The organism is Myxococcus sp. CA039A, assembly GCF_013336645.1.
GTDB lineage: Bacteria > Myxococcota > Myxococcia > Myxococcales > Myxococcaceae > Myxococcus > Myxococcus llanfairpwllgwyngyllgogerychwyrndrobwllllantysiliogogogochensis.
In genome coordinates this window covers 70,360-81,413 of sequence record NZ_JABUMQ010000006.1, presented here as the reverse complement: position 1 = coordinate 81,413, position 11,054 = coordinate 70,360, and the positions used below count along the sequence as shown (strand labels likewise).

The 11,054-nt window shown below is 67.0% G+C and carries 9 protein-coding genes and 1 pseudogene; 5 read left to right on the top strand and 5 right to left on the bottom strand.

What is annotated here, in order from left to right:
• Together HR086_RS01960 and cml are read left to right on the top strand one after the other, a co-directional pair.
• Window positions 1-217 (top strand): annotated as a pseudogene (locus HR086_RS01960) (hypothetical protein); the annotation flags it as partial.
• Between the two features lie 1,392 nt (window positions 218-1,609).
• Window positions 1,610-2,827: a CmlA/FloR family chloramphenicol efflux MFS transporter gene (gene cml, locus HR086_RS01955; protein ID WP_256433594.1), complete on the top strand. Its 1,218-nt coding sequence runs from the start codon at window positions 1,610-1,612 to the stop codon at window positions 2,825-2,827.
• 247 nt (window positions 2,828-3,074) lie between these two features.
• Here the strand turns inward: cml and HR086_RS01950 are convergent, their stop codons facing one another.
• Window positions 3,075-3,803, bottom strand: coding sequence for a glutathione S-transferase family protein (locus tag HR086_RS01950; RefSeq protein ID WP_174464684.1), 729 nt, complete (start codon window positions 3,801-3,803; stop codon window positions 3,075-3,077).
• A 42-nt stretch (window positions 3,804-3,845) separates the two neighbouring features.
• Window positions 3,846-4,634, bottom strand: coding sequence for an AraC family transcriptional regulator (locus HR086_RS01945; protein WP_174463906.1), 789 nt, complete (start codon window positions 4,632-4,634; stop codon window positions 3,846-3,848).
• 77 nt (window positions 4,635-4,711) lie between these two features.
• Between HR086_RS01945 and HR086_RS01940 the strand changes: the two genes are divergently transcribed.
• The 3 genes from HR086_RS01940 (at window position 4,712) to HR086_RS01930 (ending at window position 8,207) form a co-directional block, all read left to right on the top strand.
• Window positions 4,712-5,203, top strand: a complete 492-nt coding sequence (locus HR086_RS01940; protein ID WP_174464683.1) for a DUF1772 domain-containing protein — start codon at window positions 4,712-4,714, stop codon at window positions 5,201-5,203.
• A gap of 254 nt (window positions 5,204-5,457) precedes the next feature.
• Complete coding sequence (locus tag HR086_RS01935) at window positions 5,458-5,922, top strand: GNAT family N-acetyltransferase (RefSeq protein ID WP_174464682.1); 465 nt, start codon at window positions 5,458-5,460, stop codon at window positions 5,920-5,922.
• On the top strand, window positions 5,913-8,207 hold the full coding sequence (locus tag HR086_RS01930) for a hypothetical protein (protein ID WP_174464681.1): 2,295 nt from the start codon (window positions 5,913-5,915) through the stop codon (window positions 8,205-8,207). Before HR086_RS01935 ends, HR086_RS01930 begins: the two co-directional genes overlap by 10 nt.
• A 30-nt stretch (window positions 8,208-8,237) precedes the next feature.
• On the opposite strand, the gene HR086_RS01925 is transcribed toward HR086_RS01930, so the two are convergent.
• From HR086_RS01925 to HR086_RS01915, 3 genes are read right to left on the bottom strand one after another with little or no spacing between them, the layout of a single operon-like run.
• On the bottom strand, window positions 8,238-9,830 hold the full coding sequence (locus HR086_RS01925) for a caspase family protein (RefSeq protein ID WP_174464680.1): 1,593 nt from the start codon (window positions 9,828-9,830) through the stop codon (window positions 8,238-8,240).
• A complete protein-coding gene (locus HR086_RS01920; RefSeq protein ID WP_174464679.1) occupies window positions 9,827-10,492 on the bottom strand; it encodes a hypothetical protein in 666 nt (221 codons plus the stop codon). The genes HR086_RS01925 and HR086_RS01920 overlap by 4 nt, the downstream gene beginning before the upstream one ends.
• Window positions 10,489-10,968, bottom strand: coding sequence for an RNA polymerase sigma factor (locus HR086_RS01915; protein WP_174463912.1), 480 nt, complete (start codon window positions 10,966-10,968; stop codon window positions 10,489-10,491). Before HR086_RS01915 ends, HR086_RS01920 begins: the two co-directional genes overlap by 4 nt.
• Window positions 10,969-11,054 lie beyond the last annotated feature (86 nt).

Here is an 11,054-nt window from a genome sequence, read left to right as displayed (position 1 = left end):
GGCCACGGGGGCCGCGACGGTGGGGGCGGTGCTGCTCGGGAGCATCGCGCGCGCCGATGCCCGGGAGCTGACCACCCGTCCGCACGACGGGGCCGACGTCCGGCGGCTGCGAGACTCAGCGCAAGGCAAGTCCCGCGCGGCGAACATCCTCTATGGCGTGGCGGGCGTGGCCGCGGCCACGAGCGTCACCCTCTTCTTCATCGAAGGGAGCTTCTGACATGCGCGCGACCTGGATGCTGCTGGGTGTGCTGTGGCTGGGCTGCTCCGTGACGCTCACGCCGGTGCCCTGTCAGGACGACCTCCACTGCCTCGAATCGCAGCACTGCGGGACAGAAGCAGTGTGCGTGGAGGGGGTGCGAACAGCACAGATGGTGGGGGAGTCCTGCCGCGCGGCGATATGGAGCGTCGCGGCCCATGCGAGCGAGTGCCTCGGCGGGTCCGTGGAAGGCTTCGGGCGGCTGCTGGGCCCGAATGACGTTTGCACGTCGGTCGAGTCGAGCGTGGCGTCGGGGCGACAGGTGTTCCGGCCGGAGGAGTTTGGCGCCTGCTTGCGTAAACTCCGGAGTAAGCCCTGTGGGGAGCTGAGCCTCGATGAGACGAACCGCGAGGGAGAGCGGCGCCTCGATGCGTTCGCACAGGGAACACTCTTGAAGGATTGCCCGGCCTTCGAGCCCCAGGTGGCCACGGGAGGCACGTGTGCCAACACCGCCGACTGCCAGGGCGGGTGGTGCGATATTACGGAAGGGTGTTCCGGCATGTGCCGTGCGTACATCCCCGTCAGCGCGACGTGTACCAGCCAGGACCGGTGTGAGAAGGGCTCATCCTGCTCGGGGGGACGCTGTCTCCTCGACGTGGAGTCGGACGGACGCTGCATCTTGGGAGTGAAGTGTTCGTCGGGCTCGGATACGCACTGCGAAAATGGTCGGTGCATCGCGCGCAGGACGGAGGGCCCTTGTGTGGGAGACGAGCAGTGCTCGCTCCGATATCGATGCGCCAGGACGCAGCCCCCCCTGGGCAACGACTCGCCCAAGGAGTGCCGCCCCGTGAAGGCACTGGGAGAGGCGTGTGAGCCGGGCGCCCTGGATTGTGCGCCGCTCTCCTATTGCGACGTGGGGTCTCGGAGCTGTCGCCCGGCGCCGGGCAGTAGCGCCCCTTGTGGCTGGCTCGGTGGCTTGAGCGGGGAGTTCGTCTCCTGTCTGGAGTCTCGCTGCGGAAACAGCGGCGCGTCCATCGTGTGTCTGCCCCCTGCTCCGGCAGGCGATATTTGTGGGGAGAGCAGGGAATGTGGTCCGACCAGATTCTGCCGGAGCGGTCGTTGCGCGCCCCTGTGGTGTGGCTGAGCCCCTGGAAGCAACCGTCCGACCACTGCCGGAGGATTGAGCGACACCGGCGCGGTTGCTATACCCACCCGTGGCCTTCGTGCGCAGACACGACGCCCGCAGGAGCCGGCCGGATGAGCACCACCAAATCCGCAGATGAGTGAGCCGCGGCGACACGTCAACCGTTGCCGCGGCCCTCTGTCCCAGCTCATCCCGGTACCCGTGGAGAGGCAGAGCGTCGCCAGATGTTCCTCATTTGTGCGGATGCAATCGTGCCTGACCCTAAAACCCTGTCGTGGAAGCACTCGGTGCCAGCAGCGCTGTGGCTGATGGCCCCGTTCGACCTCCTGGCCTCACTGGCCATGGACATCTACCTCCCCGTGGTTCCGGCGATGACCGGAATCCTCAACACCTCCCCCGCCGTCATCCAGCTCACGCTGAGCCTCTACATGGCCGTGCTCGGGCTCGGGCAGGTGGTGTTCGGCCCGGTCTCGGACCGCATCGGCCGGCGTCCAGTCCTGCTGGGAGGCGCGCTGTTGTTCGCGACCGCCTCGTTCCTGCTCGCGGGCACGTCCGATGCCGCGATGTTCGTCGGTCTCCGACTCCTGCAAGCCGTGGGGGCGTCGGCGGCCCTCGTCGCCACGTTCGCGACGGTCCGTGATGTCTATGCGGACCGGCCCGAGAGCGCGGTCATCTACAGCCTGTTCAGCGCCATGCTGGCCTTCGTGCCCGCGCTCGGTCCCATCGCCGGGGCCTTGCTCGCCAGACAACTGGGATGGCGAGCCATCTTCATCACGCTCGGCATCCTGGCGGCGGCGGCCTTGCTGAACGCCTTTCCGAGATGGCACGAGACGAGCCCCTCCGGAGGGACACACCACCGCGTGGCGTTCCGGCCCATCCTGCGCAGCGCCGCGTTCTGGACGTACACGCTGGGCTTCAGCGCGGCCATGGGCGCCTTCTTCGTGTTCTTCTCCACGGCGCCTCGGGTCCTCATCGGACAGGCAGGCTTCTCGGAGCTCGGGTTCAGCCTGGCCTTCGCCACCGCCGCGCTCGCGATGATTCTCACGACACGCTTCGCGAAGCGCTTCGTGGCGACCTGGGGGCTCGAAGGAAGCCTCACCCGCGGCATGCTCCTGTTGTTGCTCGGCGCGGCGTTGCTGACAGCCGGGCAGTTGCTCGCGGCCCCGTCCTTCTGGACGTTCGTCGTGCCGATGTGGGTCATCGCGGCCGGTATCGTGTTCGCCGCGTCCGTCACCGCCAATGGCGCACTCCAGGCCTTTGGCGCCATGGCGGGAACAGCGGTCGCGCTCTACTTCTGCATCCAGAGCCTCATCGTCGGCGTCCTCGGAACGCTGATGGTTGTCCTGCTCGACGGCGACACCGCGTGGCCACTGGTGGGGTACGCCTCGGTCATGTCCGTGGTGACGTTGACCGCCCTGCGGAACCTCCGACAGCGGCAGCACACCCAGGAGGAGCAGGTGCCTGCGACGAGGCTCGACACGCCCTGAGCAGGGAGCCCAGGGTTCCCCAACAAACTCAGGGGCCACCTCTGTCAGGCGAGTCCCTGATTCGTTCATGAACCTCTGACCCGGGCTGGCCGCGCCGCGAAGGCACTCCCCTTCCGGCGCGGCTGGCTTCCGTCCTGCCCGCGCGGGACGGAAGCCGCGCGGAGAGCGGCCATGGGCAGAGTGGTTCTGTCAGTCGGCGCGGAGACTGAGCGCCGAGCCGCCGCGGCAGCAGCGAGCGACCTTGCGCCTACCGAGCCGCGTGTGTCGCCACCAGACGTGCGCGCCACTTCAGCAAGTCGTCGAACTCTCCCGCCAGGGCCTCGTCACTCCAGCAGCGACGTGTCGCGGGGCCCAAGGGCGGCTCTATCCGCGCGGCCGGGGCAATGCCCTCCAGCACCACGGCCATGGTGACATCCGCATAGCTGAAGCGCCCGAGCAGGTACTCACCGCCCGACGCGCGCAATCCGGCGCGGGTTCGCTCCAGCGCCTGTCGCAGCGAGCCCGGGACCACCAGATGCCGATACTTGCGGTCGAGTCGACGCGCGGCATCGCGTGCGACAAAACGCAGGGGACGGCGCAGCGGCCGGGGCAGCACCGAGGCGGCGGCTTCGTCGAGCGCCTCCGGGTCGGCCAACACGGAGCGCACCACGCGCGTCCGCGCCTCCGCGAGCGCCGCTTCACTCAATTCATTCCAGGGGGCAATCACCTCGAAGTCACCCAGCCGCCCGTCACCGGCCCATTGCGCCGCATAACGGGCGATGTCCCAGGAGCCGCGCACGACCTGCGCACCAGCCAGCAGCACCGGCACCGACACCTTGCCCGACCATTGCCGCATGCGCCAACGCAGCGCCGGCTCGCTCAGCGTCGGCGTGTACTCCCGATACACGAACGCAACGCCGCAATGCTCCAGGGCCCAGCGCGCCTTCTGGGTCCAGGGCGAGAACGCTTCGCCGAACAGGATGGTCGATTGCGACATGGCAGGGCTCCGTCAACGCAGGCACTCCAGCGCCGGAGAGTCTCACCCGCCTCCGCGCCGGATGACAGCGGGAGTCAGCCCCGTGAGTCGGCGGAAGACGGTGGTGAAGTGGCTCTGCGAGCTGAAGCCCACCTCCAGCGCGATGTCCCCGAGGGAGCGGGAGGTGCGAATCAACAACTCGCGGGCCCGCTCCACCCGCCGCTGCTGCACGAAGGCGTGCGGCGTCATCCCCGTAGACTGCCGGAAGGCGCGGGTGAAGTAGAAGACGCTCAACCCCGAGCGCTGGGCCAGCTCCTCCACGCGAATCGTCCGCGCGAGGTGCGCCTCGATGAACAGCTGCACGCGATGGAGCGCGGCGGCGGAGAGGCCTCCACGCCGCCGCGCCGCCCTGGAGCCTCCGGGGGCCTGGAGCAGCTTCGCCACACGGGACGCATGGCGGTCCTGGACCGCCCGTGCCGAGGTCAGGAAGCCCGCGATGACCTTCAGGTCCGCATCCGGAAGGGACGACATCAGCTGGAACCCCTCCGTGCGAAAGGGTCCCCAGAGGGTCTCAATCCATTCGCGCGCGTGTCCCGTGAGCACCAGCCGCGTGCCACTTCCCGCCGACTCCCGTCGCACATAGCCCGCGAGTTCCAGCCGCGCCACGTCTGTTCCCCGGGCGACGGCGCTCAAGGGCGTGGGCCCGCCGAAGTGCAATTGCGCCAGACACACCAGCTCCGCGCGGCCGAGCGCGAGCACTTCCCCGACGGCCGCGTCAAACTCCGCGGTGGCCTCCTGGAAGCGGACGATGTCGGCGCCAATCTGCTCGAGGAGGGAGTGTCGGGGACCCATGAGGAACACCGCAGGAATCAGAAAAACAGCACAAGGGCACGAAAGACGCTCGCGGGCCCCGGACGCATCCTGCCCGCATGATGAACCTGAAGCCTTCGGCGGCGGAAATCTTCCTGTGGCTCTTCGTGCTCAACCTGGGCGTCTCCCTCGGCGCGGGGCTCTATGAGCACCGCATCGTGCTTCCCAGATGGCTCGACACCACGGGCGCGCACTGGTTCGCGGAGGCGGCGCGCCAGGACAACGTGGGGCTGCGCTTCTGGGCCTTCGTCAGCACGGGACCGCTGACGCTGCTCACCCTGGCGAGCTTCTTCTTCGCCACGCGCGCCACGGGGCCGCTGCGCACCTGGTGGCTCGCGGCCGCCGTGGTGGCGCTCGTGGACAGGCTCCTCACCTTCTCTTACTTCATCCCCACGATGATGCGGCTGATGCAGGCGTCAGACACGCCGGCGTCCGTGGAGAGCGCGATGCTCTGGGCCCGGTTGAACCACCTGCGCCACCTCCTGGTCGCGGGCGCCTGGTTCGCCTCGCTCCAGGCCCTGTCATGGCTCAGGCTGCAAGGAGGGAGGTGACAGCCATCAACGTGCGGGCAACGAACCCATGGGGGACTCGTTCCTCCAGGACGCAGCCGCGTTCCGCTGGCACGCGGGAGCCGCCGCGCACTGGCACTCCACACAACCCAAGCGAGAGGCCCGCCGGCCCGGCGCCTGCCTTGCAATAGGCATACGGCATGGTGCCGCGCCCCGCATCGTTCCCTGATACTCCTTCCCTACCCCGGGTCATCAAACCGCACATCCGCCGGGCGGAACCCAGGGATGGAGACGCGATGTACCGGTTGGAGCTGGCCTCCATCCACTCCGCCTGGCGTGAGTATTACGACGGCACCCAGATACAGGCCTGGTGCCAGGCGCTCCATCCGACATACCGCCGCGACGCGCAGTCCGTCCGCGAGTTGCTTGTCGCGGAGCAGGAGGGCCGGGTGGTTGCCTTTGGCCAGCTCCATCCCCGCAGGGCCCGTATCGAGGCCCTGTATGCCGCGCCTGGACACATGCGGCGAGGCCTGGGGCAAAGCCTCTTGCGATGCCTGGAACGCACCGCCTGGAATCTGGGCATGGAGGCCCTGGACGTCACCGCGTCCCTGTGCGCCGTCCCCTTCTACCGAGCCGCGGGATATGTCGAACAGGGCCCCTGGGACTTCGAGTTCGGCGAGGTCCGGGTTCCCGCGCTCCTGATGAAGAAGCACAGGCCGTCTCCCTACCCTCTCCCCTTCAGGAGGAGCCCATGGACCTGACGCATTACTGCGTGCTCTGCAAGCGCAACGTCGTCGACTTCCGGGGCGACCCATGCGAGCCCTGCAAGCGAAACCTCTGCATCTCGTGCCACTCGTTCCGTCGAGAATCCGAGGACGGGCTCTGCATGGGTTGTGGGAAGAAGTCGAACAGCTCTCGTGTCGAGTTGAGCCAGGGGGGCCCGCAGTCGAACCTGCTGATCTTCGGTCAGGCGCCGTCGCGCTGTTCCAACTGCAAGGGGCCCGTTTCGTTCGATGACGGCTGGTGTCCTGATTGCGGATTCAAGCTGCATCAGCCCAAACCCAAGAACACCAGGCAAGGCCCCGGCACGCTCTCGCTGGAGCTCGTCCTCTCGCTGATTGACCGATGGATCAACACCTATGACTTCTGGAAGGGTTACGAGCTCCAGTCATTCGAGTTGACGAAGAAATACCTCGAGTCGAACTCCTGCGACCTCGTCGTGGTGGTCGACTGTCTGTTGAAAACGCTCGCGCGTCCCATCCCCTTCAGCAACAAGCAGGGCGAGCTGGATATATTCCATCAGGCGCTTCGCAAGGTCACCCTCCTCGCGCAGACGCAGGGGCTCTTGAGCGTCAACCCGAATGACTTCGACCTGCTGTTCCGGCGAATCTTCCTGGACCGCCTGCACACGCTGAAGTACCTGCTCCACCTCCACGAACGAGGGGAGTCCCCCTCGTCGTCCTCGACGACTCAATCCATCAGCCTGATGGGCAAGTGGCGCGTCGAGCAGCGCAAGGTGTGGACGAATACAATCCAGGAGAAAATCTACCAGGAGTACATCCACAAGCACGGAAAAGCATACACGCTCGCCATGGAGAGACTGAAGCAGCAGCACGTGCTGGCGGTGTCGTGCGGTTCGCTTCCGGCGACCCTCATCGAGCTGAGCGAGTGCAACCTCTGCTTCGTCATTCAAGAGTTGAATACGAAGCTCCCGCCCAAGGAGGGGGCCTGCGTCACCAAGGAGAAGTTCTATCAATTGCTGTACAGCGGGGAGATCTACGCGGAGTCAGGGTACTCGGCCTGGAAGATCGACCCCATCGAGGTCAAGAAGACCTATACCCGCCTGTCCGAGGAGGAGGACACACGGGAAATCGTCCTGACGTGCGCGGAGTGGATGCTCTACGAGCACTTCATCAAGCTGCCGATGTACTTCAAGCACGGCACCGAGACCGAGGCCATCAAGAGCAGTCACTCGTTGATGTCACCGACGGTCGGCAACCAGAGCGCGAAGTACACCAGCAAGACGATGGACGCCAAGTTCGGCCACATCGACTACGTGTTCGGCCGACTGGAGTTCACGTACAACGCCATGACGGGCGGCTCTCGCTACGGCGACATCGTCCTGTGCATGAACTTCGATGAAATCGGGCCGGAGCTGTGCATCTCCCTTCATGACCAGGGCATCCCCTTCGACAACGAGAACACCCACAAGAGCGTCCTGTACGATGAACTGGTCAGGGTGATCGACTTCAAGGAGAAGCACTGCAGCGAGTGGACCCAGGTCTACGGCAAGACCAAACACTACAACTGCTTCCTCTTCGAGGTGTTCTACGGGAACTGGGGCTGCCGGGCGGCGCTCGCGCTCTCCCTCATTCGCGAGCTGCGCCGCTATCAAGGCAAGGTCGACCTGCTCGGGATGCTCATCAAGGACCTGTCAGTCGCTTCCGCCACGCTCGAGAGTCCGGAGGATGCCTCCGTGCTCACCCTCCTCCACAAGACCCTCAAGACGTTCTTCCGCACCGAAATCCGGGTGCCGTGCATCCTCAGCCTCGAGGAGCCGACGATCGTGACGATCTTCGACCAGACGGTCGATACGAACTCCCAAGAGCGAATCGCGCAAAGCAAATGGGCGAAAGCCAGGGCGCTCCCGTACGTGGATTACGGCCCCGTGATGTCAGTCGAACGCCTCACCTTCTGCATCCTGCGAATCTCGCAGATCAACCTCGAGGACGCGGGCTTCGACTTCGCGAAGCATGTCCAGCCCAAGTTCAACCTATTGGAGGAGCTCTGCGCGAGGGCGGCGAAAGGCGAGAACGTCCCATTGCGCGACGTGCAGGACTACTTCAAACCCTACAAGGGGAAGCTGGACAAGCTGGACAGCAAGAAGAAGGTCAAGAAGACCAAGAAGCAGACCTTCATCATGAATTGCGACACCCTGTGCGGGGTGATTCATCGGATGTTGCAGACCATGGCGGAAATCGCAAACACGGGACACAGCAACCTGCTCGCGCCTCCGGAGCTGCGCTCGAAGTTCTCCTTCCAGTGAGGCGTGTCCCAGGCTCGGGGAGCAGCGGCGTCAGAACGCGACGCCGACAGCGACCCGATAGTCCGCGGAGAGCCCCAGTTGAGGCCTGCGCGGGCCCATGTCGATGACGATGGGGTGCCACATTCCGTCTTCATTGACGTCCCGCGCCGTCGAGAAGGCGTTGCCCACGCCCACGCCCAGGGACAGCACGAGCCGGTTCCAGAGGAAGAGCGAGTAGCCCACCTCGAGCGCCTGGTGCAGCGTGAAGATGGTCCTGTTGGCCCCATCATCCTTGACCCCCAGGATGCTGATGCCCAGCTTCCCTCCGACGAAGAGCCCCTCTGGGGCATTGCCGAAGAGATGGTAGCGGGCGCCCGCGTCGAACCCGCCCATCGTGTAGCTCGTGACGCTGGTCTCCTGCCAGTACGAGGGCTCGAGCGTGAACGCCCAGTACGGGGTGAGGGCGTGGGCGTACTCCATCCGGAACGTCACCGCGAACGCGAGTGACAAGGGGTGGAGCAACACCATCCGGTGCGGCGTGACCTGGGCCCAGGTCGTGGCCGGGTCCTCGGCTCCCTTGGTCACGATGGGGGCGAAGCTCGCCGGCACCATGTCCTCCTCGTCGAGTTGGAGCGACTGCGCCGCCTGGATGCTGAACTCGCGCACGGCCGGGCGGTCCGGGCCCTTGCGCACCAGCAGGTAGCGCCCCGGGCGAAGTGCCACCTTCATCTGCCGCTCGCCAGCGGGGGTCTCGATGACGCTTTGCCCCGTCGACGTGAGCACCACCTCCAGCGGTCCCCGGCGCTGGACGAGCACGACGACACTGTCCCCTGAGTCCACGCGGGTGAGGGCCAGGTCATCGCGCCCCCGGAGGTTCATGTCGAAGCTGGGGTGCTGCAGGCGCTCCACGAACACCGACGTGTCGCGGATGGTGAGCTGCTTCGCATAGGTGAAGGCCTCGACGAGCGACACCTCGCCATCTCCGGCGATGTCGGCGGCGCCGCGCAGCCCCGCCACCAGATGATGGGTGAAGAACGAGCCCTCCAGGGCCTGCGTCTCGTGCGCGTTCTCCAGGCCGGAGCTGGAGGCGATGAGCACCGAGCCCGTGCTCTGCACATGGAGGGGCACCTCCAGCGCGAACGGCGCCTCCGCGTGAAGCCCCTTGGCCTGCGTCCACCCTCCGCCCCGGCACGCGTCGATGATGCCCACCCGCACCGTGGCATCCGAGCTCTCGATGCGCTGCTTCAGCGCGGCGAGTTGGAGCGGTGCGCCCTGGGGATACAGGGCCTGCTGGTCCGCATGCCCCGAGTAGTAGAACAGCAACATCGTGTCCCCGGGCGTCGAGCGCAGGCGCGCAAGCTGCCCGTCGAGCGCCGCGAGCACCGCCGCGGGGGTGGGGTCCAGGAGCAGCGCGACATCCTCCGCGCGGACCTCTCCCACCTGCACGAGGACGTCCGCCACCCGCCTCGCATCATCGTGCGCATAGCGCAGGGCGGCCCGGCCGGGCACCGCCGCGTTGGAGCCCACGATGACGGCCATCCGCCTCGACGCAGGGGGCGTGGCGCGCGCCTCCTCGGCCCGGGCCGTGGCGGCCATCAGCCACGAGAGCAGGACGACGAGGCACGCGCGGGTGAATCCATTCATGGCGGAGGACCCTTGGGCAGACGCAGCTCGGTGGTCCACAGCTTCTCAGTCCTGGGCGCGTCGGAGAAGAGCGCCTCGGTCTGGGACGTGGGCAGCGGCTCGCGGCTGAAGAGGACGCGCAGGACCTCTTCGCCCCCCGCCTCATCCACCCGCCAGCTCGCGGGCAGCGCCATGTCTGGCCCTTCGGAGAGCGGCCCCGCGAAGAGCACCGCCCACCCCGACGGCGCGCGCGCGGCCACGGCGACGTACCGGTACGACTCCGAGGACACCTGCAACCGGATGCGGTCCTCGGGCACGAGCGGCGTCTGCCCATCCCAGAGGAAGACCTGCTCGCCACGCTTGAGATGGACCGCGACAGCGGGCGCGCCCTTGGGGGCCACGTACGGCGTCCCCGGGACGACCACGAACACCAGACAGGCCAGCGCGGCGGTGGCGACGAGGGGCAAACCCCATCGCCTCCACTCCAGACGCCACGTCCCACGGGGCGGCGCTGTCCCAAGCGACCGCGCCCACGCGGGCACGGACTCGGGCTGCTTCACGCGCTGGAGGTAGGCACCACATTCGGCGCAGGTCTCCAGGTGCCGCGCGAGCGACGGGCCCGGGAGGCCCAGCGCCACGCGGTCCAGTTCGAGGAAGGAAGGGTGCCGTGGGGTCGTCGTCATGGTCCGAGCGTCCTCCTCAGGTGCTCCACCTGCTCATCGAGCCGCTGGAGGAGTCGCCGCACGGTGCGCTCCGACACCTGGAGCACCTCGGCGATCTCCTGCTGCGTCAATCCATCCAGCCGGCTCAGCAAGGCGGCCTCCAGCGCATCCGCGGGCAGGTGCCGCGCATAGGCTTCCAACTCCTGACGCCGCCACAAAGTCGCCTCGGCGGAGCGTTCATCCGACAGCTCCTCCGAACGATGGGCGGATGCGCTGCTCGGGCGCTGGCGGAGCCGGTCCACGGCCAGGTTCGTGCTGGTCCGGTAGATCCACGCGGTCGCATGGCGGGCGTCCTTGGGGAGCCCCGTCCGCCACAGCCGGATGAAGGTCTCCTGCGCGACGTCCTGCGCCTCGTCGGAGTCCCCCAGCATCCGGCGGCACTTCTCCCGGATGAGCGGGAAGTAGCGCAGGTAGGCGCTCTGGATGTCGGTGTCCAAGGCTCTGGGAGGCTCCGGAGGGATTCTCCGAGGGAAACGAACAGGGGCCAGAAAAGCGGACAGGAAATCTCGCGGCGAATCTCCGG

Coding starts and splice junctions, on each gene's coding strand:
- HR086_RS01930 (WP_174464681.1), top strand. CDS start 5,913: ATGGACCTGACGCATTACTGCGTGCTCTGCAAGCGCAACGTCGTCGAC.
- HR086_RS01935 (WP_174464682.1), top strand. CDS start 5,458: ATGTACCGGTTGGAGCTGGCCTCCATCCACTCCGCCTGGCGTGAGTAT.
- HR086_RS01945 (WP_174463906.1), bottom strand. CDS start 4,634: ATGGGTCCCCGACACTCCCTCCTCGAGCAGATTGGCGCCGACATCGTC.
- HR086_RS01950 (WP_174464684.1), bottom strand. CDS start 3,803: ATGTCGCAATCGACCATCCTGTTCGGCGAAGCGTTCTCGCCCTGGACC.
- HR086_RS01925 (WP_174464680.1), bottom strand. CDS start 9,830: ATGAATGGATTCACCCGCGCGTGCCTCGTCGTCCTGCTCTCGTGGCTG.
- HR086_RS01920 (WP_174464679.1), bottom strand. CDS start 10,492: ATGACGACGACCCCACGGCACCCTTCCTTCCTCGAACTGGACCGCGTG.
- HR086_RS01940 (WP_174464683.1), top strand. CDS start 4,712: ATGATGAACCTGAAGCCTTCGGCGGCGGAAATCTTCCTGTGGCTCTTC.